General features: G+C 72.9%; 21 protein-coding genes. 13 read left to right on the forward strand and 8 right to left on the reverse strand.

Features of this window, described 5'->3' with window-relative positions; all coding sequences use genetic code 11:
- Nucleotides 1-15: 15 nt before the first annotated feature.
- Entirely contained in the window at nucleotides 16-1,599 is a 1,584-nt protein-coding gene (locus tag ACBR40_RS19605; protein ID WP_371249646.1) for an MFS transporter, read from the reverse strand.
- Between the two features lie 126 nt (nucleotides 1,600-1,725).
- Here ACBR40_RS19605 and ACBR40_RS19610 point away from each other — a divergent pair, with 126 nt between their 5' ends.
- Nucleotides 1,726-2,574 carry a DUF3027 domain-containing protein gene (locus ACBR40_RS19610; protein ID WP_344211605.1) on the forward strand — a complete coding sequence of 283 codons (849 nt, stop codon included), beginning with the start codon at nucleotides 1,726-1,728 and terminating at the stop codon, nucleotides 2,572-2,574.
- A gap of 101 nt (nucleotides 2,575-2,675) precedes the next feature.
- Nucleotides 2,676-5,711 carry a sacsin N-terminal ATP-binding-like domain-containing protein gene (locus ACBR40_RS19615; RefSeq protein ID WP_371249647.1) on the forward strand — a complete coding sequence of 1,012 codons (3,036 nt, stop codon included), beginning with the start codon at nucleotides 2,676-2,678 and terminating at the stop codon, nucleotides 5,709-5,711.
- A gap of 39 nt (nucleotides 5,712-5,750) precedes the next feature.
- Here the strand turns inward: ACBR40_RS19615 and ACBR40_RS19620 are convergent, their stop codons facing one another.
- Complete coding sequence (locus tag ACBR40_RS19620; RefSeq protein WP_344211601.1) at nucleotides 5,751-5,960, reverse strand: DUF2530 domain-containing protein; 210 nt, start codon at nucleotides 5,958-5,960, stop codon at nucleotides 5,751-5,753.
- An 84-nt stretch (nucleotides 5,961-6,044) separates the two neighbouring features.
- Here ACBR40_RS19620 and ACBR40_RS19625 point away from each other — a divergent pair, with 84 nt between their 5' ends.
- The 4 genes from ACBR40_RS19625 (at nucleotide 6,045) to thpR (ending at nucleotide 9,923) form a co-directional block, all read left to right on the forward strand.
- Nucleotides 6,045-7,499, forward strand: coding sequence for an NCS2 family permease (locus ACBR40_RS19625; RefSeq protein WP_344211599.1), 1,455 nt, complete (start codon nucleotides 6,045-6,047; stop codon nucleotides 7,497-7,499).
- A gap of 127 nt (nucleotides 7,500-7,626) precedes the next feature.
- Nucleotides 7,627-8,079 carry a MarR family transcriptional regulator gene (locus ACBR40_RS19630; protein ID WP_329589302.1) on the forward strand — a complete coding sequence of 151 codons (453 nt, stop codon included), beginning with the start codon at nucleotides 7,627-7,629 and terminating at the stop codon, nucleotides 8,077-8,079.
- Between the two features lie 23 nt (nucleotides 8,080-8,102).
- Entirely contained in the window at nucleotides 8,103-9,326 is a 1,224-nt protein-coding gene (locus tag ACBR40_RS19635) for an MFS transporter (protein WP_344211596.1), read from the forward strand.
- Nucleotides 9,327-9,365: 39 nt separating this feature from the next.
- Nucleotides 9,366-9,923 (forward strand): RNA 2',3'-cyclic phosphodiesterase, encoded by a 558-nt coding sequence (gene thpR, locus ACBR40_RS19640; RefSeq protein ID WP_344211594.1) that lies wholly within the window; start codon nucleotides 9,366-9,368, stop codon nucleotides 9,921-9,923.
- Between the two features lie 97 nt (nucleotides 9,924-10,020).
- Here the strand turns inward: thpR and ACBR40_RS19645 are convergent, their stop codons facing one another.
- Entirely contained in the window at nucleotides 10,021-10,989 is a 969-nt protein-coding gene (locus ACBR40_RS19645) for an aldo/keto reductase (protein ID WP_357639099.1), read from the reverse strand.
- Between the two features lie 75 nt (nucleotides 10,990-11,064).
- Between ACBR40_RS19645 and ACBR40_RS19650 the strand changes: the two genes are divergently transcribed.
- Nucleotides 11,065-12,108, forward strand: a complete 1,044-nt coding sequence (locus ACBR40_RS19650; RefSeq protein WP_371249648.1) for a hypothetical protein — start codon at nucleotides 11,065-11,067, stop codon at nucleotides 12,106-12,108.
- 26 nt (nucleotides 12,109-12,134) lie between these two features.
- Here ACBR40_RS19650 and ACBR40_RS19655 read toward each other — a convergent pair whose 3' ends face one another.
- Nucleotides 12,135-12,512, reverse strand: a complete 378-nt coding sequence (locus ACBR40_RS19655; RefSeq protein ID WP_344211590.1) for a hypothetical protein — start codon at nucleotides 12,510-12,512, stop codon at nucleotides 12,135-12,137.
- Nucleotides 12,513-12,584: 72 nt separating this feature from the next.
- Here ACBR40_RS19655 and lhgO point away from each other — a divergent pair, with 72 nt between their 5' ends.
- The 4 genes from lhgO to ACBR40_RS19675 all read left to right on the forward strand — a co-directional run bounded on the left by lhgO (nucleotide 12,585) and on the right by ACBR40_RS19675 (nucleotide 16,621).
- Complete coding sequence (gene lhgO, locus ACBR40_RS19660) at nucleotides 12,585-13,775, forward strand: L-2-hydroxyglutarate oxidase (RefSeq protein WP_344211588.1); 1,191 nt, start codon at nucleotides 12,585-12,587, stop codon at nucleotides 13,773-13,775.
- A 10-nt stretch (nucleotides 13,776-13,785) separates the two neighbouring features.
- Nucleotides 13,786-14,484: a response regulator transcription factor gene (locus ACBR40_RS19665; protein ID WP_344211586.1), complete on the forward strand. Its 699-nt coding sequence runs from the start codon at nucleotides 13,786-13,788 to the stop codon at nucleotides 14,482-14,484.
- Between the two features lie 29 nt (nucleotides 14,485-14,513).
- Entirely contained in the window at nucleotides 14,514-15,896 is a 1,383-nt protein-coding gene (locus ACBR40_RS19670) for a sensor histidine kinase (protein ID WP_371249649.1), read from the forward strand.
- Nucleotides 15,897-15,961: 65 nt separating this feature from the next.
- Nucleotides 15,962-16,621 (forward strand): response regulator transcription factor, encoded by a 660-nt coding sequence (locus ACBR40_RS19675; protein ID WP_344211661.1) that lies wholly within the window; start codon nucleotides 15,962-15,964, stop codon nucleotides 16,619-16,621.
- Here ACBR40_RS19675 and ACBR40_RS19680 read toward each other — a convergent pair.
- Nucleotides 16,588-17,361, reverse strand: a complete 774-nt coding sequence (locus ACBR40_RS19680; RefSeq protein ID WP_371249650.1) for a GntR family transcriptional regulator — start codon at nucleotides 17,359-17,361, stop codon at nucleotides 16,588-16,590. The two genes, ACBR40_RS19675 and ACBR40_RS19680, sit on opposite strands and share 34 nt — an antisense overlap.
- 4 nt (nucleotides 17,362-17,365) lie before the next feature.
- Nucleotides 17,366-17,923: a GntR family transcriptional regulator gene (locus ACBR40_RS19685; protein ID WP_371249651.1), complete on the reverse strand. Its 558-nt coding sequence runs from the start codon at nucleotides 17,921-17,923 to the stop codon at nucleotides 17,366-17,368.
- Between the two features lie 98 nt (nucleotides 17,924-18,021).
- Between ACBR40_RS19685 and ACBR40_RS19690 the strand changes: the two genes are divergently transcribed.
- The gene (locus tag ACBR40_RS19690) at nucleotides 18,022-19,824 is read left to right on the forward strand and encodes an ABC transporter (protein WP_371249652.1); all 1,803 of its coding nucleotides are present in this window, start codon (nucleotides 18,022-18,024) and stop codon (nucleotides 19,822-19,824) included.
- Nucleotides 19,821-21,569 (forward strand): GTPase, encoded by a 1,749-nt coding sequence (locus tag ACBR40_RS19695; RefSeq protein ID WP_371249653.1) that lies wholly within the window; start codon nucleotides 19,821-19,823, stop codon nucleotides 21,567-21,569. The genes ACBR40_RS19690 and ACBR40_RS19695 overlap by 4 nt, the downstream gene beginning before the upstream one ends.
- A gap of 9 nt (nucleotides 21,570-21,578) precedes the next feature.
- Here ACBR40_RS19695 and ACBR40_RS19700 read toward each other — a convergent pair whose 3' ends face one another.
- Complete coding sequence (locus tag ACBR40_RS19700) at nucleotides 21,579-21,980, reverse strand: hypothetical protein (RefSeq protein ID WP_344211574.1); 402 nt, start codon at nucleotides 21,978-21,980, stop codon at nucleotides 21,579-21,581.
- A 69-nt stretch (nucleotides 21,981-22,049) separates the two neighbouring features.
- Nucleotides 22,050-22,970, reverse strand: a complete 921-nt coding sequence (locus ACBR40_RS19705; RefSeq protein ID WP_364455694.1) for a LysR family transcriptional regulator — start codon at nucleotides 22,968-22,970, stop codon at nucleotides 22,050-22,052.
- Nucleotides 22,971-22,977 lie beyond the last annotated feature (7 nt).

The following is a 22,977-nucleotide window of genomic DNA, read 5'->3' on the forward strand; positions in this document are numbered from 1 at the left end:
GGCACTCCGGCCCGCTCAGCCGAACGGGTTGGTCAGCGGTTTGGTGGAGTCGAGCGTGTCCCCGCGCCTGGGGTCACGCTCGGCGGGCGCGGGCGTGGGCGTGGGCGCGGGCCACTCGGCGGTCGGCGCGGACGCGGCAGCGTCGTAGCCGGCGTCCGGGTCGTACAGGCCGTGTTTCCTGGCCGCCTCGGCCCTGGCGGCGCGCACCCGCCGTACGCGGGCGAACACCAGCCACCCGAGCGCGGCGGCCAGCGCCACCGCCAGCCCCACCAGCCCGGTGGAGGCGTCGCGGGCCAGTGACAGCACCAGCCCGACCAGCCCGCCGAACACCCACGCGAGCTGCAGCACCGCCTCGACCACCCCGAACGTGGACGAGCGGACCTCCTCGCCGATCTCGCGCTGCACGATCGCGTCCAGCGCGAGCTTGCCCAGCTCCTGCGCGAACGCGGTGACCAGCGAGATCGCCAGCGCCGCCCAGACGCCGAACAGCAGCGCCGTCACGACGGCGGTCACGAGGGTCAGGGCCAGCGTGGCCGGCACGATGAGCTGCGGCGCGTGGTTGCGGGTCCAGTTGGCCACGGCCGCGCCGGCCAGGCCGCCGAGCCCGGCCGCGCCGGCCAGCAGCGCGATCGTCCGCGGCACGTCGAAGAACGGGTCCCGGCCCGCCAGCCACGGCACCGCGTGGTCCTGCACCAGGAACAGCAGGAAGAACAGCAGGAAGCCGGAGAAGACGCGGATGGCGACGTTGGCCCAGACGGCCTCGGCGACCGCCGGGCCCACCTTCAGCAGCGTCCGCCAGCGGTGCCTTGCGCCCTCCTCCTCCAGGTCGGGGGAGTCGATGTGGCGCGGCAGGCGTACCGCGACGACCCCGAGCGCCAGGAAGGCCAGCATGGCCACGCGCAGCACCACGGCGCTGCCCAGCCACGCGGTCAGCCCCGCGCCGATCGGCACCGCCACGCCGGCCGCGACCAGCGTGAACAGCGCCACCCTCGCGTTCGCCGACACCAACGTGATGTCGGCGGGCAGCACGTTCGGCATGATGGCCGCCCGCGACACGTTGTACGCCTTCGACAGCACCAGCACGCCGAGCGCCCCGATGAACAGCGTCGGCAGGTCCCCGGGACCGACGGCGGCCGCCATCGCGAAGCAGAGCAGGCCCCGCCCGAACAGCGTGCCCGCCATCACGTAGCGGCGGCCGGACCTGAACCGGTCGAGAATCGGCCCGACGAACGGCGCCAGCAGCGCGAACGGCAACATCGTGATGACGAGGTAGAGCGCCACCGAGCCGCGGGCCTCGCCGACCGGCACCCCGAAGAAGACCGTGCTGGCCAGCGCCACCGTCACCAGGGCGTCGCCGGCGCTGTTGCCGGCCGACAGCTCGATCAGCCGGCCGAGGCCGGTGCGGCCCGCGCCGCCCGCGTACGTCAGCCGCCGCGTGGCCCTGCCGACCGACTTCACGCCGTTGGCGGTGGCCCGGCCCGCCCTGGCCGTGCCTCCGGCGGTGGCCCGGCCGGCCCGTCCGGCGGCACGGCCGGCGTCGGCGACGCCGCGCCCCATGCGCCGCGCGGCCTCGCGTGCCCGGTCCCAGCCTGCGTCCACGCCTACCAGTCTTACCCGATTCGGGCGAAGAGTCGGCGGACGATGCGCCGTTCCCGGCCCGTCCAGGTCCCGTGATGGGTGAGAATGAAGTGTGAGCGAACAGCACCTTTCGCCGGAGGCGGCCCGATGAGCCGCACAAGGGCCCGTGTCCCCGCTCCCGACCAGGCGTGTGCCGAGGCGGTCGAGCTGGCACGCGCCGCGGCCGAGGAGCTCGCGCGGCCGGGCGAGCCCGGGGAGCACCTCGGCTTCGAGAGCGAGGGCGACCGCATCGTCACCCATTACTTCGCCTGCCTCGACCGCGCCTACCGCGGCTGGCGCTGGGCGGTCACGGTCACGCGCGCCTCGCGGGCGAAGAAGGTGACGGTCAGCGAGGCGGTGCTGTTGCCGGGCACGGGCGCGCTGCTCGCACCCGAGTGGCTGCCGTGGAGCGAGCGGCTGCGCCCCGGCGACCTGGGCGTGGGCGACCTGCTGCCGGCCGCCGAGGACGACGACCGGCTGGCGCCGGGTTTCACCGAGGTCGACGACGACGCCGACCATCAGGCGCTTTTCGAGTACGGCCTGGGCCGGGCCCGTGTGCTCTCGGCCATCGGCAAGGACCGGGCTGCCAGGCGCTGGCACTCCGGCGAGCACGGGCCGCATACACCGATCGCACACGCCGCTCCCGCGCAGTGCTCCACCTGCGGCTTCTACTGGCTGCTCGCGGGTGGGCTGCGGCAGACGTTCGGGGTCTGCACTAACGAGTACGCCCCCGACGACGGCAAGGTGGTCTCCGCCGACCACGGGTGCGGCGCCCATTCCGAGGCCGCCGTGCTGCCGCCGCCGGTGGAGCAGGCCATCCCGATCCTCGACGACCTCGGCTACGACCTGATGGAGGAGGAGCCGGGGGCCGTCGCCGGCTTCGCCGAGGAGCCGGGCTCGGCCGAGGAGCCGGGTTCCGTCGACGAGTCGGGGTCGGAGGAGCTCGGTCATTCCTGATCGAGGTGTCAGGCTGGGGGCAGAGCGATAACCGGGTTTCCTGTCGCCGGTGGCCGCTAACCTACCCTGGCCCACCCTCAACCTCATCAGGATCGTGATCGATGACCGACACCTTTGGCTGTGACCGGATGCGGGCCGCCGTCCTCGCCGCGTGGACTGCCTCGCCCGCCAGGTTCCGCGAGGACGCCAACGCCGAGGAGGACTTCGCGCTCGGCGGCTACCGCGACCGGCTGATCGTCGAGCTGGCGCAGAACGCCGCCGACGCGGCCCTGCGCGCGGGCGTGCCAGGGGTGCTGCGGCTGACGTTGCGGGGCGACGTGCTGACCGCGGCCAACACCGGCGCCCCGCTCGACGCGACCGGCGTGCAGAGCCTTTCCACGCTGCGGGCCTCCGGCAAGCGCGACGAGGCGGGCGCGGCCGGGCGCTTCGGCGTCGGGTTCGCCGCGGTGGTCTCGGTGACCGACGCGCCGTCCATCGGCTCGCGCGGCTTCGAGGCGGTGCGCTGGTCGCGCACCGACACCGCGGCGCTGGTCGCGGAGATCCCCGCGCTGGCCGGCGAGCTGGCCGACCGCTCGGGGCACGTGCCGCTGCTGCGGCTGCCGTTCGACGAGCCGCCCCTGGTCGACATCCCGGAGGGCTTCGACACACTCGTACGCCTGCCGCTGCGCGACGCGGCCACGGTCGAGGCGGTGCGGCGGATGCTGGCCGAGACCAGCCCAGCGCTGCTGCTCGGCCTGCCCGCGCTGGAGCTCATCGAGATCGACGTCGAGGGCGAGACACGCAGGGTCGTCGCCGACGGCTGGCACGTGGTCTCCGACTCCGGGGAGTTCACACCCGAGCAGGTGGCCGCGCTGTTCGCGGACCGCCCCACCGAGGAGCGGTCCCGCCCCTTCTGGTCGCTGCGCTGGGCGGTGCCCGTCACCGGCACCGGCGAGCCTGGGCCGCTGCCCGCGAGCGTGCCGCCCGTGGTGCACGCGCCCACGCCGAGCGACGAGCCGCTCGACCTGCCCGCGCTGCTGATCGCCTCGTTCCCGATGGCCACCGACCGGCGGCACGTCGCCAAGGGGCCGCTGGCCGACTTCCTCGTCGGGAAGGCGGCCGACGCCTACGTCCGGCTGCTGCGCGAGCTGCCCCGCACGTCCAAGCTGCTCGACCTGGTGCCCGCGTTCATGGGCAAGGGAGAGCTGGACGCCAGGATCCGGCGGGCCGTGCTGGACCGGCTGCCGGGCACGCCCCTGCTGCCCGCCCTGTCCGCGCCCGCGCCTGCCGTGCAGACGCCGTCGTTCGCCGACGCCGAGGTCTACGAGCCCGACGCCGCCTGGCAGGTCGAGCAGCCCGCGCCCGAGCCGGAGGCGGGCGGCTGGGTGGTGAGCGGCCGCGAGGCGGCCGTGCTGGCCGCCGGGTCGGCCGAGCTGCTGGCCACGGTCGCCGCTTTCGTGCCCGGCCTGCTGCCGGCCGGCTGGCCGCCGCGCCATCCGGCGATGACCGCGCTCGGCGTGCGCCGGGTCGAGCTGGCCGACGTGGTCGACCTGCTGTCGGGCGAGGCCGTGGAGGGACGCGAGCCGTCCTGGTGGCGTTCGTTGTACGAGGTGTTGCCCGCCGACGACCCCGAGTCGCTGGGCGCGCTGCCGGTGCCGCTCGCCGACGGGCGCGTGGTGCGCGGGCCGCGCGGCACGCTCATCCTGTCCGACGGCGGGGCCGAGCTCGACCTGACGCCGCTCGGGCTGCGCATCGTGCACCCGGAGGCGGCCCACCCGGCGCTGCTGCGGCTGGGGGCGGCCGAGGCCACGCCGCGCACGGTCCTGGAGGACCCGCTGACCAAGGCCGCGGTGGCGCAGTCGCTCGACAGCCCCGAGCCCGAGCCGGTGGCGCGGGCCGTGCTCTCGCTCGTCCAGGCCGCCGGGCTGGCGCCGGGGGAGGCGCCCTGGCTGGCCGAGCTGGCCCTGCCGGCCGCCGACGGCGAGCTCTACCCGGCCGGCGAGCTCATGCTGGCCGACGGCGCGCTGGCCGGCGTGCTGGAGCCCGGCGGCCACCTGGGCATCGCCTCGGCGGCGCTGGAGGAGACGTACGGCTCGCGGGTGCTGGCCGCGGCGGGCGTGCTCGACGGGTTCGCGGTCGTCCACGACGAGGACGTCCTGCTCGATCCCGACGAGTGCGACCACGACCTCGACGGCGAGGTCGACTGGCTCGACCACGTGCTCGACCTGCTGCCCGAGCTCGACGTGCCCCCGCTGATCCCCGAGTTCACGGCCGTGCGCGACCTGGAGCTGGTGGCCGACTGGCCGGCGGCGCTGGCGCTGCTGGCCAGGCCGCCGCTGCGGGCCGCGCTCCACCCGCTGCGGATCGCGGGCGTCGAGGTGCCGTCCTACACCGCGTGGTGGCTGGCCCGCCATCCGGTGCTCGACGGGCGCAAGCCGCTGGAGCTGCGCCTGCCCGGCGCGGACCCGCTGCTGCAGGGCCTCTACGCCGACGCGCCCGCGGGGCTCGACGAGGGGGCGCTGTCGATGATCGGCGTCCGCACCACACTGGCCGAGCTGCTGGCCTCGCACGGCGGCCCCGAGGAGCTGCTCGACCTCATGGCCGACGAGTCCGTCGAGGTCGACCGGGCCCAGTTGCGCACGCTGTGGGTGGCGCTGGCCGGCGTCGATCCCGAGCGGGTGGCGCCGCCGTCGCGGGTGCGGGCGGTGCTGCGCGGGTCGATCGTGGTGGCGGCGGCCGAGGACGCCGTGGTCGTGGAGGCGCCCGACCTGCTGCAGCTCGTCGCCGACCGGCCGCTGGTGCTGGCCCCTTACGACCTGGCCGAGTCGCTGTCGGAGCTGCTCGACCTGCCGCTGGCGGGCGAGCTGACGACCGGTGAGGTGACCTCGGCGGGCGAGGTGCGCGAGGTGCCGGCCGAGGTGCGCTCGCTGCTGCCCGCGGCTCCCGGCACGTACGTCGAGCACGAGAAGCTGCTGGTCGACGGCGTGGAGTGCGCGTGGCGCTACTTCGAGGGCGCCGTGCACTGCACGGGGGTCGACGGGCTGGCACGGGGGCTCGCCTGGGCGACGGGACAGTGGGGCGACCGGCTCGCGGTGGCCGCGCTGCTGCGCGATCCCGACGCGGTGCCGCTGCTGCTGGCCGAGGCCGACCTGTCGTAGCCGCGTCTCAGGGGTCCGCTTGACGGCGGGCCCCTGAGGCTAGTTGTCGCGGGGGCGGCGCACCATCCACATCCCGAGGAAGCCGAACGCCACTCCCGTGACGCAGGTCCAGATCCACCACTCGTTCCCGGGCGCGGGACGGAAGATCAACAGGACGACCAGGGCGACGGCCCAGAGGGCCGTGCCGACGCCGACGGCGGCGACGTCGTTGGTCTTGATCGGCTCTGGGTCGGGGTGCCACTGCTTCACGTGGTTCAGCCTAGCTTCCAATAGTGTCTCGATCGTATTACTGACACTTTCCGCAGGTCATCCCATACTGTCACCCTTCGCGTCGTGAGCGACACAAAGAACACTGAACCCCGATCCGCACTGGACCGCTTCTTCGCGATCACCGCGCGAGGATCGACCGTCTCCCGGGAAGTCCGGGGCGGTCTGGCCACCTTCTTCACGATGGCGTACATCGTGGTGCTGAACCCGTTGATCATCGCCACCGGCAAGGACATCGACGGCGAGTACATCGGCGACGGCAGCGCGCCCAACATCGCGCTGGTGGCCGCCGGCACCGCCTTCGTGGCCGGCGTGATGACGATCCTCATGGGCGTCATCGGCAAGGTGCCCTTCGCGATGGCGGCCGGGCTCGGGCTCAACGCCTTCGTGACCTTCAACATCGCGACGGTGATGAGCTGGGAAGAGGCCATGGGCCTGGTCTTCCTGGAAGGCGTCATCATCGCGATCCTGGTGCTGACGGGGCTACGCACCGCGGTCTTCCACGCCATCCCCGCCCAGCTCAAGACCGCCATCAGCGTGGGCATCGGCCTGTTCATCGCGCTGATCGGCTTCGTGGACGCCGGCTTCGTGCGCAAGGCCCAGGGCACGCCCCTGGAGCTGGGCATCGCCGGCAACCTCACCTCGTGGCCGATCTTCGTCTTCATCGTGGGCCTGCTCGCCACCGCCGCGATGGTGGCGCGCAAGGTGAAGGGCGCCATCCTCATCGGCATCGTCGGCACCACGGTCCTCGCCATCGTCGTCGAGGCGCTCACCAAGGCCGGCAGCTTCTCGGCCGAGAACCCCGGCGGCTGGCAGCTCAACCGGCCCACCGTCCCCGAGCAGATCTTCGGCTTCCACAACCCGCTGACGCTGTTCGCCGAGTTCGACCCGATCGGCGGTTTCCAGCGGGTGACGATCCTGCTGGCCGTATTGTTCGTCTTCACCCTGCTCATCACCGACTTCTTCGACACCATGGGCACGGTCGTGGGCGTCGGCCGGCAGGCGGGGCTGGTGCAGGAGGACGGCATGCTGCCGCGTACCAAGCAGATCCTGCTCGTCGACTCGATCGGCGCGGCGGCGGGCGGCGCGGGCTCCGTCTCCTCCAACACGACCTACATCGAGTCGGCGGCCGGCGTCGGCGAGGGCGCCCGCACCGGCCTGGCCAGCGTGGTGACCGGGGCGCTGTTCCTGGTGGCCATCTTCTTCGCGCCGCTCGTGACGGTGGTGCCGTACGAGGCCGCCGCGCCCGCGCTGGTCGTCGTGGGCTTCCTCATGATGACCGCGATCCGCGACATCGACTGGAACGACTACGAGATGGCCATCCCGGCGTTCCTCACGATCGTCATCATGCCGTTCACCTACTCGGTCTCCAACGGCATCGGCGCCGGCTTCATCAGCTACGTGCTGATCAAGGTGGTGCGCGGCAAGGCGCGCGAGGTGCACCCGCTGCTGTGGGGCACCGCGGTGCTGTTCGTGCTCTACTTCGCGATCGGTCCGATCCGGGCGCTGCTCGGCATCTGAACGCGCGTCACGCAGGCCCGGAGCCGCCCCGCACACGCGGGGCGGCTCCGGGGTATCAAGGGGTGAGACGCCTAAACGGTTGGGGAAATATCGTGGACTGCCGTATAGTTAGCAAAGGTAATGACTCATGCTAACCAACACCCCGCACAAGACAGGTCTGCGCGGCGACGCGGGTCTGGCTTCAGCCTTGCGCGTGTCGCTGACAAGGCTCAACCGACGACTCAGACGACAGGCGGCGGCGCACTCGCTGACGCCCACCCAGTTCGCGACGCTCGCCGCCGTGGAGCGGCACTCCGGGATTACGCCCGGAGAGCTGGCCGAGCTGGAGAAGGTGCAACCGCCCTCGATGACCCGCGTGATCGCCGGTCTAGAGGAGCGCGGACTGGTCGCCCGTGGCCCGCATCCGACCGACCGGCGCCAGGTGACCGTGACCGTGACCGAGGCCGCCCAGAAGCTGCTGAAGGAGGAACGCCGACGCAAGGACGCGTGGCTGACGCAGCGGCTGAAGGAGCTCTCCCCGGAGGAGAAGTCGATCCTCAGGCAGGCCGCGCCGATTCTGGAGAAGCTCAGCAGGATATAGAGCCTGAGCAACCCAGGACCGGGATGTTCCGGTCGCTCAGGATTCGCAACTACCGCATGTTCGCGGCCGGTGGCGCCGTCTCCAACGTCGGCACCTGGCTGCAGCGCACCGCCCAGGACTGGCTGGTGCTCGACCTGACCAACGGCAGCGCGGCGGCGCTCGGCACGGCGACCGCGCTGCAGTTCCTGCCGATGCTGCTGTTCGGCATGTTCGGCGGCGTGCTCGCCGACCGCTACCCGAAGCGCCCCATCCTCGTCGCGGCCCAGAGTCTCATGGCCATGCTGGCCCTCACCATCGGCGTGCTGACGATGACCGGCAGCGCCCAGGTGTGGCACGTGTACGTGATGGCGTTCCTGCTCGGCATGATCTCCTGCGTGGAGGTGCCGACCCGGCAGGCGTTCGTGGTCGAGATGGTCGGCCGCCGCGACCTGCCCAACGCGATCGCGCTCAACAGCTCCATCTTCAACCTGGCCCGCGTGGTCGGCCCGGCGCTCGCCGGCGTGCTGATCTACGTGCTCGGCGGCACCGGCCCCATCTTCCTGGTCAACGCGCTGACGTTCGGCGCGGTGATCTCCTCGCTGGTGTTCATGCGCGCCTCCGAGCTCAACCCGGCCGAGCCGGTGCCGAGGGCGAAGGGGCAGCTCCGCGAGGGCCTGCGCTACGTCGTACGGCGCGAGGAGCTGCTGCTGCCGGTGCTGCTCATCGGGTTCGTGTCGATGTTCTCGCAGTCGTTCTCGATGTCCATAGCGCTGATGGCGCGCGAGGTGTTCAAGGCGGGCGCGTCGTCGTTCGGCCTCGCCTCCAGCATGTTCGCGGTGGGCGCGCTGGGCGGCGCGCTGCTCGCGGCGCGCAGGGCCAAGCTGACGAACAAGGTGCTGTTCGCCGGGGCGATCGGGTTCGGGGCGTTCCAGATCCTCACGGCGCTGGCCCCGTTCTACCCGGTCTACCTGCTGCTGCTGGTGCCCACCGGGGTCGCGCTGATCACCGTCAACACGGCCGCCAACGCCAGCGTGCAGCTCGCCACGTCGGCCGAGATGCGCGGCCGGGTGATGGGCATCTACATGCTGGTCTTCACCGGCGGGGCCCCGCTCGGCGCGCCGCTGGTCGGCTGGCTGTCGGAGCTCGGCGGGCCGCGCCTCGGGGTGCTGCTGTCCGGCGTGCTGGTGCTGGCCGGGACCGGGCTCGCGGTCGTGGTGTCGCGGCTGATCAGCCGCAGGGTCTCCCGCCCCACCCTCGCGATGGCCTGACCCGTCCGCGCCCGCTCCGAGCGGGCACAATGTGTTGGCATGAGGCTCTTCGCGGCCCTGGTGCCGCCCGACGAGGTGCTGGACGAGATCGAACGCGCGATCGCGCCGCACGTCGGGCAGGTGCCGGGGCTGCGCTGGCCCGACCGGGCCACCTGGCACATCACGCTCGGCTTCTTCGGCGAGGTGCCCGAGCGGGCGCTGCCCGAGCTGGAGACCCGCCTGGCCCGCGCCGTGCGCCGGCATCACGCGCTCGACCTGGCCTTCGCCGGATTCGGCGCCTTCTCGTCCGCCCGCCGCGCCCGCGTCTTCTGGATCGGCGTCACCGGCGACTCCATGACCAGGCTCGCCGACTCCGTACGCGCCGGGGCCCGCCGCGCCGGGGCCACCGAGACCGACGCCAAACCCATGCACCCGCACCTCACGCTGGCCCGCGCCAGGACCGAGACCGACCTCCGCCCGCTGGTGGAGTCGCTGTCGGGGTTCAGCGGCTCGCCGTGGCGGGCGGAGACGGTGCGGCTGGTGCGCAGCCGTACCGGACCGCAGGTGAGGTACGAGTCACTCGCCGAATGGGCGCTCGCACCCGCCGAGCCGGGCTAGGCTCCAGGGCGTGGATCGTCCTCGTCCTTGGCTGCTGCCCCTGGTGCTCGGCCTGCTCCTGCTGATCGTGGTGCTCGGCGCGCTGCTCACCTGAGCCCTACCAGGCGTAGTCCTCCGGCGCGGTCCTGTGACCGGGGAAGATCTCGTCCAGGCGGGCCAGCACGGCGTCGTCCAGCTCGATCTCCAGCGTGCGCATGCTGCCTTCGAGCTGCTCCAGCGTGCGCGGGCCGATGATCGGCGCGGTGACCGCCCGCTGCTTGAGCAGCCAGGCCAGGCCCACGTGCGCCGGGTCCTCGCCCAGCTCGTCGCAGAGCTTCTCGTACGCCTCGATCTTGTCGCGGTGCTTCTCCAGCTGCTTGACGATCTGCTCGCTCGCCGAGCGGCCCTTGTCGATCTTGCGGAGCACGCCGCCCAGCAGGCCGCCGGCCAGCGGGCTCCACGGGATCACGCCGAGCCCGTAGTCCTCGCAGGCGGGCAGCACCTCCAGCTCGACCGCGCGGGTGAGCAGGTTGTAGTGGGACTGCTCGCTGACCAGGCCGAGGAAGTTGCGCCGGGCGGCGGTCTCCTGCGCCTTGGCGATGTGCCAGCCGGCGAAGTTCGAGGAGCCGACGTAGAGGATCTTGCCCTGCTGGCGCAGGACCTCCATCGCCTCCCAGAACTCCTCGAACGGAGTGTTCCTGTCGACGTGGTGCGCCTGGTAGATGTCGATGTAGTCGGTCTGCATGCGCTTCAGCGAGGCGTCGCAGGCCCGGCGGATGTTGAGCGCCGACAGCTTGCTGTCGTTCGGCCACTCGCTCATGCCGCCGTAGAGCTTGGTCGCGATGACGGTCTTCTCGCGCCGCCCGCCGCCCTGGGCGAACCACCTGCCGATGATGTTCTCGGTGATGCCCTCGCCCAGCTTCCAGCCGTAGACGTTGGCGGTGTCGAAGAAGTTGATGCCCAGCTCCAGGGCCCGATCCATGATCGCGAAGGAGTCTTCCTCCGAAGTCTGCGGGCCGAAGTTCATGGTGCCGAGGCAGAGGGGGCTGACCTGAAGGCCACTGCGTCCGAGGTTGACATAGTCCATGGATCCAACCCTAAAGACCTGGAGCGCACTCCAGGCCAGACGCTTCCCGGCGCGCCGGTGGGGCATGATGGCGGCGTGGGGGATGCCTTGATCCGGATGCTCGCGGCCGTGTTCGCGGCCTGTTGCCTGGCCGTCGTGCCCGTCCATGCGGCGGCGGCCGACGACGACGAGCGGATGGAGAAGCTCTTCACGTTCAAGGACCCGAGGATCACCGAGTCCAGCGGCCTGGCGGTGTCGCCCACCCATCCTGGCATCTACTACACGCACAACGACAGCGCCGCCGCCCCGACGTTCTACGCGGTGGACGGCGAGGGGCGCACCCGGGCGACGTACCAGCTGCGCGGCGCGGAGGCGCGCGACTGGGAGGCGATGGCCGCGAGCAAGGACCCGCGCACCGGGCGCGGCGTGCTCTGGTTCGCCGACATCGGCGACAACCTCGACGGCGCCTGGCCCGACGTGTCGATCTACAAGGTGATGGAGCCGCAGCGGCTCGGCGACGCCACGCTGCCCGCCGTCCGCTACCGGTTCCGCTACGCCGACGGCGCGCGCAACGCCGAGGGCATCATGGTCAACCCGAGGACCGGGCGGCTCTACGTGGTGTCCAAGGAGTTCGCGGGCTCGGTCTACGCCGCGCCGAAGACATTGCGCACCGACCGGACGAACGTGCTGCGCAGGGTGGCCGCCGCGCCCATCATGGCGACGGACGCGGCGTACGCGCCGGACGGCTCCTCGTACGTCGTGCGCACCTACTTCTCCGCCACCCTCTACAAGCCCTCGGGCGAGACGATCGCGAGGGTGACGATGCCGCAGCTGGAGCAGGCGGAGTCGATCGCGTTCACGTCGGACGGCAAGGCCCTGCTCACCGGCAGCGAGGGGGCGCGGAGCCCGGTCTACCGGGTGCCGCTGCCCGCCCGCGCGCTGGCCTCCGCCTCGCCGGGCGCCACTCCTGCGCCCACCCCCACCCCCACCCACAGCCCGGCCAAGGCCGAGAGCAGCATGGACGCGCAGGCGGACAGTGCGGCGGGGGGCGGGCTGGCGCTGAAGGACGTGCTCATCTGGCTCGCCGCGGCGGCGACGGCCATCGGCGTGATCACCTTCATCGCCCGCCGGACCGCCTGACGGCCTTAGCGGCCACCTGACCGGCCTCAGCGGCCGCCGCCGCGCATGGTCGCGGTGAACATGTCGCCGCGCAGCGCCCGCTCCACCACCTCGATCGAGCGCGACAGCCGGACCAGCCGCGGGCCCTCCTGTCGGTAGGCGTCGAGCACCGCCTCGATGGCGTGCGGCGGCAGGTGGCCCTTGAGGTCGACGGCGGCGGCGCGGTAGCCGGCGCGGGCGGCCTCGACCGCCGAGTGCACGTGGTGCCTGGCCATGCTGGCCAGGGCCACGGGGTGGCGGCGCAGCACCTCGTAGGCGCGGTAGTCGGGCGGGACCGCGTCGAGCAGCCAGGCCACGGCCGAGGTCTCCCAGTCGGGGACGCTGGGCGGACGGACCTCGGCGGGCCACTCGGGCGGGACGTACATATCGGCATCGTACTCATGTTCGATTCGTCCTGATATGGCGGGGACGGGCGGTAAGCCGGGAAAATCGGTCATGTGACGGAGAGAATCGGGATCGTGGGCGCCGGGATCGTCGGGCTGGCGGTGGCGCGCGAGCTCGCCGCCACCCGGGGCGCCGAGGTGACGGTGCTGGAGAAGGAGGACGGCGTCGCCGTCCACCAGACCGGGCACAACAGCGGCGTCGTCCACGCGGGCATCTACTACCCGCCCGGCTCGCTCAAGGCCAGGCTGTGCCGGGAGGGCGTGGCGCTGCTCAAGGACTACTGCGCGGCGCACGGGCTGCCGTACGAGGAGGTGGGCAAGCTCGTCGTGGCGAGCACCCACGCCGAGCGGGCGGGCCTCGCCGCGCTGGCCGAGCGGGCTCGCGCGAACGGCGTCCCCGGCATCGCCGAGCTGGACGCGCTGGGGCTGCGCGAGGTCGAGCCGCACGCGGTGGGCGTCGGCGCGGTGCACTCCCCGCACACCGCGATCTGCGACTTCCCCGCCGTCGCCCGCCGCCTCGCCGAGGACGTCGAGGAGCTGGGCGGGTCCGTACGCCTCGCGCACCCCGTCCGCGGCATCCGCGAGCGCGCGGGCGGCGTGCAGGTGCTGGCCGCCCGCCGGATCTTCACCTTCGACCGCCTGGTGGTCTGCGGCGGGCTCGGCACGGACGCCGTGGCCGCGATGGCCGGGCGGCCGGGGGAGGTGCGGATCGTCCCGTTCCGTGGTGAGTACTACGCGCTCCAGGGCGCGGCGAAGGAGCTCGTACGCGGGCTGATCTATCCGGTGCCCGATCCGCGCTATCCGTTCCTGGGGGTGCACCTGACCCGTACGGTCGGCGGCGAGGTGCTGGTGGGGCCGAACGCGGTGCTGGCGCTCGCGTACGAGGGCTACAACTGGCGCAAGTTCGGAAATATCCGGCAAATTCTTGGTTGGCCCGGCACCCTCCGCCTGGCCCGGCAGCACTGGCGCACCGGGATCAAGGAGGTGCGCGGCAGCCTCGCCAAGGGCGCCTTCGTCCGGGCCGCCCGCCGCTACGTGCCCGAGCTGAGCGGCGCCGACCTCGTACGCGCGCCCGGCGGCGTCCGCGCCCAGGCCGTGGCCAGGGACGGCCGGCTGGTGGACGACTTCGTCGTGGACGTGCACGGCAACGTCGTGCTGGTCCGCAACGCCCCGTCGCCCGCGGCCACGTCGAGCCTGGCGATCGCCAGGCATGTTGCCGGAATTGTCCCAGCACTCGTCCGTTAAAGGCATCCTTATGGTGATGGAATCACGCCTGCTGATCGTCGAGGACGACCCCAACATCCTCGAACTCCTCGCCGCGAGCCTCAGGTTCGCGGGTTTCGACGTGACCACGGCGAAGAGCGGCGTCGACGCCGTCGCCTCCGTGCAACGACACCGCCCCGACCTCGTCGTGCTCGACGTCATGCTGCCCGACCTGGACGGTTTCGAGATCGTCAGGCGGCTGCGCGGCGGCGGGCTGCACACGCCGGTGGTGTTCCTGACCGCCCGTGACGAGACCGAGGACAAGATCCGCGGCCTCACGATCGGCGGCGACGACTACGTGACCAAGCCGTTCAGCCTGGAGGAGGTGATCGCGCGCATCCACGCGGTGCTCCGCCGTACCAGCGGCGACCTGCCGGCCGCGCCGCCGCGGCTCACGTTCGCCGACATCGAGCTGGACGAGGAGAGCCACGAGGTGTGGCGCGGGGGCACCGCCGTGCCGCTGTCGCCGACCGAGTTCAAGCTGCTGCGCTACTTCATGACGAACGCCGGGCGCGTCCTGTCCAAGCCGCAGATCCTCGACCACGTCTGGGACTACGACTTCCGCGGCGAGGTGGGCATCGTCGAGTCGTACGTGTCCGTGCTCCGCCGCAAGATCGACAACCGGAGCCCCCGCCTCATCCACACCCTGCGGGGCGTCGGGTACGTGCTGCGCCTGCCCCCGAGCTCCTGATGACCCGGCTGCCGCTGAGGATCAAGCTGATGGCGTCCATGCTGGCGCTGCTCGGCTTCGGCATGGTCTTCATCGGCCTGGTCAGCGTGTCGGTGCTGCACGGCTACCTCATCGACCGCGTGGACGGGCAGCTCACGCTGCTCAGCGAGCGCATGCACAAGAAGATCGTCAACGACCGGCGCAACGACAGGGAGACCCCCGAGCGGCCGATCCTCATCGAGTCGGACGCGATCGTCCTGGTCAAGGAGCCCGGCGGCGACTTCGTGCCGATGCTGACCGACCGCGACGTGGACGCCAAGCCCAAGCCCCTCCTCGGCAGCGCCCCCGGCCAGGACGCCTACACCGCCCTCGCCTCCAGCGGCGACGGCGAATGGCGGGTGCTGCAGCGGCAGGTGCATCGCACCACGCTCGTCGTCGCCGTGGACCTGGAGGAGGTCGACGCGATCACCAAGCGGCTCGTGCTCATCGAGCTGCTGGGCGGCGGCGGCAGCCTGCTCATCCTCGCCGTCGTGGGCGTCACCATCGTCCGGCGCAGCATGCGCCCGCTCGCCCAGATCGAGCGCACCGCCGAGGCCATCGCCGGCGGCGAGCTGGGCCGCCGGGTCCCCGACGCCGACCCCCGTACCGAGGTGGGCAGCCTGGCGAGGTCGCTCAACGGCATGCTCGCCCAGATCGAGGCCGCCTTCGCCGCCCGTTCCGCCTCCGAGGAGGCCGCCCGGCGCTCCGAGGACCGCATGCGGCAGTTCGTCGGCGACGCCTCCCACGAGCTGCGCACCCCGCTCACCTCCATCCGCGGCTTCGCCGAGTACGCCCGCCAGAACCCCGGCGCCGACCCCGTCGAGCTCATGCAGCGCGTGGAGAAGGCGGCCGGCCGGATGAGCCTGCTGGTGGACGACCTGCTGCTGCTGGCCAGGGTGGACCAGCAGCGGCCGCTGCGGATGCGCCCCGTGGACATGCTGGCGCTGGCCGCCGACGCCGTGCAGGACGCCCGGATCATCGCGCCCGACCGTACGATCAAGCTCGACGTCGTCGGCGGCGCGGCCCTGATCGTCTCCGGCGACGAGGTGCGCCTGCGCCAGGTGGTCAGCAACCTCGTCACCAACGCCATCGTCCACACCGAGCCCGCCTCGCCGATCATCGTCCGGGTCGGCGCCGGCGGCGAGCAGGTCTTCCTGGAGGTCGCCGACCAGGGCCCCGGACTCACCCCCGAGCAGGTCGAGCACGTCTTCGAACGCTTCTACCGGGCCGACACCGCCCGCGCCCGCCGCCGCTCGACCGAGGAACGGGGCAGCGGGCTCGGCCTCGCCATCGTCCAGGCACTCGTACGGGCCCACGGCGGCGAGGTCACCGTGACCAGCACCGTCGAGGACGGCTCCACGTTCCGGGTCGAACTCCCACTAGCTTTGGAGTGACCGTTCAGCTAACCCTCAGGTCGTTTTGTCACTGTAAGTAGGTGACGAAACCCGAGGCGCTGATCATGGTGGTGGACGACGAACCCAGCATCAGGGACCTGCTCTCCGCCAGCCTGCGCTTCTCCGGGTTCGAGGTCCTGACCGCCGCCGACGGGCAGGAGGCCGTCGAGGTCGCCGAACGCGCCTCGCCCGACCTCGTGGTCCTCGACGTGATGCTCCCCGACCTCGACGGCCTGGAGGTCGCCAAGCGCATCGACGCGCCCGTGCTCTTCCTCACCGCCCGCGACGCCACCGAGGACAAGATCGCGGGCCTGCGGGTGGGCGACGACTACGTGACCAAGCCGTTCAGCCTGGAGGAGGTGCAGGCCCGCATCCGGGCCGTGCTCCGGCGCACCCGCGTCGACGGCGCGCCCGCCACCCGGCTCAAGGTCGCCGACCTGGAGCTGGACGAGGACTCCCGCGAGGTCTGGCGCGGCGGCCGGTCGGTGCGCCTGTCGCCGACGGAGTTCAAGCTGCTGCACTACTTCATGGTCAACGCCGGGCGGGTGCTGTCGAAGGCGCAGATCCTCGACCACGTCTGGAACTACGACTTCGGCGGAGACGCCGGGGTGGTGGAGTCGTACGTGTCCTACCTGCGGCGCAAGGTGGACGACGTCGAGCCACGGCTCATCCACACCCTGCGCAGCGTCGGCTACGTGCTCCGCGAACCGCCGCCCGGCCCCTGACGGTCCGGGGCGTCGGGTCGGCCCTCCGCAGGTTGGTCACGGTACGACAGCTCGTAGAGATGGCCGCCCTTGATCAGAATCGAGACCTCGACCGGCCGTCCCGAATCGCTGTAGACCACCCGGAACTGCCGGAAGACGGGCACATCGGCCGGCAGGTCCAGACCCTCGGCCTCATCGAGGGTCGGTTGCCGTACCGAGATGCGGTCCTCGAAACGCCGCTCGGGGAAGCCGAGGTCCGCGAGTGCCTGCGGCGCACCGCCCCGGATCTTCTTACGGCTGCTCAAGGGGCTGTCGGCGGCGATGTCGAGCGGATAGTACGACCACGACAGCTCCACCGGCTCGCCGTCGTGCAGCAGCAGGCGGTGGCGCAGGACGACGTTCTCGCCGTCAGGTGTCGCGAGTGCCGTCGCTACGTCGTACGGCGGCGGCGTCTTGCTCACTTCAAGCAGTTCGTAGCTGTAGCCGCCCGTGGTCGGCGGCTTGTAGGCGGTGGCCTCGACGACGAACTGCCGGCGTTCTCGTACGAACACGCCTTTGCCTGCATGACCACGGACGAAACCCTCGTCCTTCAGGGACTGAAGGGCTCGCTGGATCGTCGCGTTCGCCGCCTCGAACCGGCCGACCAACTGCGGCGTCGAAGGCAACTGCTCACCTGGTCGCAGTGCGCCGGACATGATCTCGGCTCGCAGCTCCGCCGCGATCTGCTGATGACGAGGGCGTGGGTCGGGCCGCCTTGCCAAGCTGTCACGTCTCCTTGCTGATGGTCATCTCGTAACGCAGCTCGCGCCCGTCGGCGACCATCGTCATCACGCTGACCTCGTACGGGGTCCCTGCGCTCGTACGCGACACCCTGGTGAGGACCAGGACCCAGTCCTGCGGGCGGAGGCCGAGCACGGCCTGCTCGGGCTCCGTCGAGGGGCGGGCGGTGACCCGTTCCTCGACCTTGTGTGGCCGATAGCCGAGCTCGGCCAGCAGGGTGACGGCTCCGCCAGGGATCTTGCGGGACTCGGCGAGCCTCGTGCCGCCCGCGATCCCGACGGGATAGTAGGAGTCGGCCAGCTCCGTCGGCCGCCCGTCCAGCAGCACCAGCCTCCGCCGGACGATCGCGGTGTCTTCCGGACCGAGCCGCAGGGCGTCGGCCACCGCCTGCGGCGGCCGGATCTCTTCCACGCCGCGTAGCTGGTTCGTCCCGGCACGGCCGTGCGCCTCCGCCTCGGCTGTCCAGGCGTCCGGGTCGCCGGGGCGGCGAGGCCGCAGATAAGGGGCTGTCGGTCCAGCCCGTGTCCGACACGAGTCCTCCACGAGGTCGAGATCCGAGAGGTGTCACGGTACCGCTCCGCACCGCGACGCTCCCCACATGGCACCGCTGAATCGGCCTCCGCGTGGGTAGCGTGAGGCGTATGGATCTGCTGGGCGCGTTGGAGGCATTGCGCCGGCCGCTGGACCGCGAGCTGTTCCCGCTGGCGATCGGCGAGGCGGCGGCGGACCGGCGGGCGTTGCGCGAGCTGACCGGGCAGCTCGACGACTACCTGCTGCCGCGGCTGCGGGCGATCGACGCGCCGCTGCTGGCCGTCGTCGGCGGCTCCACCGGGGCGGGCAAGTCCACGCTGGTCAACTCGCTGGTCGGCGCGGACGTGGCCGAGCCGGGCGTGCTGCGGCCCACCACGCTGACCCCCACGCTCGTGGTCAACCCTGCCGACCGGCCCTGGTTCATGGGGCAGAACGTGCTCCCCGGGCTGTCCCGCGCCACCGGCGAGGGCCCCGGCGCGCTGCGCGTGGTGACCTCCGACGCGGTCGGGGCCGGGCTGGCGCTGCTCGACGCGCCCGACATCGACTCCGTCGTCACCGCCAACCGGGAGCTGGCCGCGCAGCTTCTCGCCGCCGCCGATCTGTGGCTGTTCGTCACGACCGCCGCCCGGTACGCCGACGAGGTGCCGTGGAGCTTCCTGCGTTCGGCCCGCGAACGGAGCACGGCCCTCGCCGTGGTGCTCGACCGGGTGTCGCGGGAGGCGATCGAGCCGGTGGCCCGCGACCTCAACCGGCTGCTCGACGAGAACGGGCTCGACGGCACCCGCCTGTTCACCGTCCCCGAGGCGGCCCTGCCGGACGAGAAGGCGCGCCTGCCCGAGGAGTACGTACGCCCCATCGCCTCCTGGCTCAACGGGCTGGCCGAGGACGCCGCCGAGCGCGCCCGCGTCGTACGCCAGACGCTCTCCGGCGCGCTGGACAGCCTGGAGACCCGGGTGCCCGCCCTGGCCACGGCGGTCGCGAGGCAGCAGGCGGGCTTCGACGGGCTGCGCGCGATCGTCGCGAACGCGTACGCGGGCGGCCTCGCCGACTTCGACGGCGGCATGCGCGACGGCTCGCTGCTGCGCGGCGAGGTGCTGGCCCGCTGGCAGGACTTCATCGGCACCGGCGACCTCATGCGTACGCTGGAGAGCCGCGTCGGCTGGCTGCGCGACCGCATCGTGGGCTTCTTCACCGGGCGGGTGCCGGAGACGCAGCTCAAGGAGGCCTTGGAGAGCGGTGTCGAGTCGCTGATCCGTGGAGCCGCCGACGGGTCCGCCGAGCGGGCGCTGGAGGGCTGGTCCGCGGCGCCCGGCGGCGCGGGGCTGCTCGACCGGCTCGGGGCCGTCGAGTCGGCCCGGCTCGGGCGGGCCTCGCCCGACCTCGGCAGGCGGGCGGAGGCGGCGGTGCGCGGCTGGCAGGAGTTCGTGCTCGACCTCGTACGCGACGAGGGCGCCGAGCGGCGGACCGCGGCACGGGTGGCCTCGTTCGGGGTGAACGGGGCGGGGCTGCTGCTCATGCTGGGGGTGTTCGCCTCCACGGGCGGGCTGACCGGCATCGAGGTGGGGATCGCGGGCGGCACGAGCGTGCTGTCGCAGAAGGTGCTGGAGGCCGTCTTCGGCGACCAGGCGGTCCGTACGCTGACCGTCACGGCCCGCGAGGACCTGCGCGAACGGGTCCGCGTCCTGCTGGCGGAGGAGGCGGCCCGCTTCGACGCCCTCCTGGAGTCCGCCGAACCGCCGAAGGGCACGGCCGAGCAGCTCGACGAGGCCCTTGCCGAGATCAGGGCCCAGCGGGCGCGGCGCGCCGACCTCCCGGCGTCGGCCGTGGAGCCGGCGCTCCCTCCGGGGGCGTGGCAGCCCGCCGCCACCATGGAGCTGCCGGTCCAGTCCGGCGCCGAGGAGGAGGGCCGGTGAAGCTGCTGCGGCGCAAGGAGGGGCCGTCCCTCGACACGCGGGTGAGCGCGCTGCTGGAGGCGGCCACGCTCGGCGACGGCCGGCTGCCCGAGGAGGCGGTGACCGCCGCGCGGGCCGTCGCCGAACGGGCGGGAGCGCGGGCCGGTCTGTCCCTCGACCACACCGTGGCCGCGCTGGCCGGGGCCACCGGCAGCGGCAAGTCGTCCCTCTACAACGCGCTGGCGGGGCAGGAGCTGGCGGCGGTCGGCGTCACCCGGCCCACGACCTCGACCGCGCAGGCGGCGCTCTGGGACGGCGAGGGCGCGGGCCCGCTGCTCGACTGGCTGGACGTCCCGCACCGCCACTCCGCCGCGGACGCGGACGGGTCCGGGCTCGTCCTGCTGGACCTGCCCGACCACGACTCCATCCGGCTCTCCCATCGGCTGGAGGTGGACCGCCTGGTGGAGCTGGTCGATCTGCTGGTGTGGGTGGTGGATCCGCAGAAGTACGCCGACGCGGCGCTGCACGAGCGCTACCTGCGGCCGCTGGCCGGGCACCGGGACGTGATGCTGGTGGTGCTCAACCAGGTCGACCGGCTGCCGCCGCAGGCCGTCGAGCGTTGCGTCGGCGACCTGCGGCGGTTGCTGGAGGGCGACGGGCTGGCGGACGTCCCGGTGCTGGCGGTCTCGGCGCGTACCGGTGAGGGGATGTCCGGGCTTCGGGAGGTGCTGGACGAGCGGGTCGCGGCCCGCGCGTCGTGGGCGGCCCGCCTGGGCGCCGACGTCGCCGCGGCCGCCGCCCACCTGGGTGCGGCCGAGGGCGGGGGCGGGGGCGGGGGCGAGGTCCCGGCGCTGGAGCAGGGGTCTGGGAGGGGGCTGGAGCAGGGGTCTGGGAGGGGGCTGGAGAAGGGACCTGGGAGGGGGCCGGAGCAGGGGCCTGGGAGAGGACTCGGCAAGGGGGTCGACAAGGGGCTCAGGGAGGCGCTGGCGCGGGCCGCAGGGGTGCCGCTGGTGGTGGAGGCCGTGGCCAAGGGGCATCGGCACCGGGCCGTGGTGGCGACCGGCTGGCCGGTCACCCGCTGGTTGCGGCGCTTCCGTCCCGACCCGCTGCGCCGGCTCCGCCTGGGGACGACGGCGGTCCAGAACGCGCGCCCCCAGCTCCCCTCGCCAGGGGACGCGGAGATCGTCGGGCGGACGTCCGTGCCGGGCGCGTCCGCCGTGCAGCGGGCGCAGGTCGAGACCGCGCTCAGGGACGTCGGCGAGTCCGCCGCCACCGGCCTGCCCGGCCCCTGGGCGACGGCGGTGCGCCACGCGGCCCGCTCCCACGCCACCGAGCTGATGGACGCGGTGGACCGCGCGATCGCCACGACCTCGCTCGACGCGACCCGCCGCCCCCGCTGGTGGAGCGCGGTGAACGCGCTGCAGTGGCTGGTGTTCGCGGCCATGCTGGCGGGCGCGCTCTGGCTGGGGGTGCTGTTCGGGATGGACTACCTGCGCCTGCCCCAGCCGCCGCTGCCCACCGCCGGGCCGGTCCCGTGGCCGACGGTGCTGCTGGCGGGCGGGGCGCTGGCGGGGGTGCTGGTCGCGCTGCTGTCCCGGCTGCTGGCCTGGCTGGGCGGCCGCCGCCGCGCCCGCCGTACGGGGAAGGCGTTGCGGACGGCCATCGCCGAGGTGAGCGATCGGCTCGTGCTGGAGCCCGTACGCGCGGAGCTGGACCGGCACGCCCGCTTCACCGAGGCGCTCCGCCTGGCCCGCGCCGAGGTGTGAGGGCCGGGGTCAGCCGCAGTGCTCCCAGTCGCTCTCCCACCACGTGCCGCCGTACGTGCCGCCCCACTTGACGCACTTGCCGGCCGCGTTGACCTTGACCGGCCCGGCGTAGTAGCGGTAGTTGTCCGCGTCCACCTTGCCCTCCCCGCCGTACGGCCAGATCACGGCGCGCACGTACGTGCTGTTGCCCGCCGCGCCCGTCTTCCACGTCACCACGCAGTTGGTGGTGCCGTTGTAGAGCAGGTACGTGACGGCGCTGGAGCCGTAGGCGTGGCTGTCGATGACGTGGTAGCTGCCGCCGCCGCACGCGCCGATGGGCGTGGACGCCGCGGCGGCCGGGCCGCTCAGGGTCACCGACGCGGCGAGGGCGGTCGCGAGGCCGAGGGAGAGGGTCGCACTCCGCTTGATCATGCGCACTCGGGATTCCTTCGATGTGATCCGATGTGAAGATCAACGATAGGGCACCAATACGCCGATAAATCAGGATGTATCGGGCGGGGTGCCGCCGATCGAGGACGCCACCTCCCGCAACGCCGCCAGCACCGGCCGCACCACCGGATGCGAGTCGGCCCCACGCCGCACGGCCGCGAAGACCCGCCGCTCGGCCGCCCCCTGCGTACGGCGCACGACCACCCCGGCGGGAGCCATGTCCCGGAGCGCCAGCCGGGGCACCAGCGCCACCCCGGCCCCCGCCCCGACCAGCGCCACCACGGCGCGGAAGTCGTCGGAGCAGTGGGCGACGTTGGGCGTGAAGCCCGCCTGCTGGCAGGCGAACGTGATCACGTCATGCACCGGATTGCCGGGATAGGGCCCGATCCACCGCTCGGCGGACAGCGACACCAGCGTGGCCGAGTCCGCCAGCGGATGGCCGCGGGGCAGCACCAGGTCGAACGGCTCGGCGTACAGCGGCAGCCGGGACAGCCGCCCGTCGGCGGCGTCGGGCGCCCCGCGGTACTCGACCGCGACCGCGAGGTCGGCCGCCGAGTCCAGCAGCATGGCGAGCCCCTGGTCGCCCTCGGCGTCGAGCACCCGCACCTGGATGCCGGGCGCGCTCGCGCGCAGCGCCGCGATCGCGGGGGAGAGCACGGCGCTGATCGCCGTGGCGAAGCAGGCCACGGTCACTTCGCCGGCCTCGCCCGCCGCGTACGCGGCCACGTCGGCACGGGCCCGTTCGAGCTGGGCCAGCACCTCGTTGGCGTGCCCGAGCATGATCCGGCCGACCGCGGTGAGCCGCACGCCGCGCCCGTCGCGGTTGAACAGCCGGTGCCCAACCTCGTGCTCCAGGGCCACGAGTTGCTGCGACACGGCCGACGGCGTGAGGTGCAGCGCGGCCGCCGCGGCGGTGACCGTGCCGTGGTCGGCCACGGCACGGAGCGTGCGCAGCCGCCGCGTGTCTATCACGCAGGTG

The sequence above is a fragment of the Nonomuraea sp. AD125B genome (assembly GCF_041402765.1).
GTDB classification, from domain to species: domain Bacteria; phylum Actinomycetota; class Actinomycetes; order Streptosporangiales; family Streptosporangiaceae; genus Nonomuraea; species Nonomuraea bangladeshensis.

What these genes read in the sequence shown, in the direction of transcription:
- ACBR40_RS19690 (WP_371249652.1), top strand. Translation starts at nt 18,022, where the DNA reads ATGGATCTGCTGGGCGCGTTGGAGGCATTGCGCCGGCCGCTGGACCGC.
- ACBR40_RS19645 (WP_357639099.1), bottom strand. Translation starts at nt 10,989, where the DNA reads ATGGACTATGTCAACCTCGGACGCAGTGGCCTTCAGGTCAGCCCCCTC.
- ACBR40_RS19615 (WP_371249647.1), top strand. Translation starts at nt 2,676, where the DNA reads ATGACCGACACCTTTGGCTGTGACCGGATGCGGGCCGCCGTCCTCGCC.
- ACBR40_RS19700 (WP_344211574.1), bottom strand. Translation starts at nt 21,980, where the DNA reads ATGATCAAGCGGAGTGCGACCCTCTCCCTCGGCCTCGCGACCGCCCTC.
- ACBR40_RS19610 (WP_344211605.1), top strand. Translation starts at nt 1,726, where the DNA reads ATGAGCCGCACAAGGGCCCGTGTCCCCGCTCCCGACCAGGCGTGTGCC.
- ACBR40_RS19630 (WP_329589302.1), top strand. Translation starts at nt 7,627, where the DNA reads ATGCTAACCAACACCCCGCACAAGACAGGTCTGCGCGGCGACGCGGGT.
- thpR (WP_344211594.1), top strand. Translation starts at nt 9,366, where the DNA reads ATGAGGCTCTTCGCGGCCCTGGTGCCGCCCGACGAGGTGCTGGACGAG.
- ACBR40_RS19665 (WP_344211586.1), top strand. Translation starts at nt 13,786, where the DNA reads ATGGTGATGGAATCACGCCTGCTGATCGTCGAGGACGACCCCAACATC.
- ACBR40_RS19670 (WP_371249649.1), top strand. Translation starts at nt 14,514, where the DNA reads ATGGCGTCCATGCTGGCGCTGCTCGGCTTCGGCATGGTCTTCATCGGC.
- ACBR40_RS19655 (WP_344211590.1), bottom strand. Translation starts at nt 12,512, where the DNA reads ATGTACGTCCCGCCCGAGTGGCCCGCCGAGGTCCGTCCGCCCAGCGTC.
- ACBR40_RS19635 (WP_344211596.1), top strand. Translation starts at nt 8,103, where the DNA reads ATGTTCCGGTCGCTCAGGATTCGCAACTACCGCATGTTCGCGGCCGGT.
- ACBR40_RS19675 (WP_344211661.1), top strand. Translation starts at nt 15,962, where the DNA reads ATGGTGGTGGACGACGAACCCAGCATCAGGGACCTGCTCTCCGCCAGC.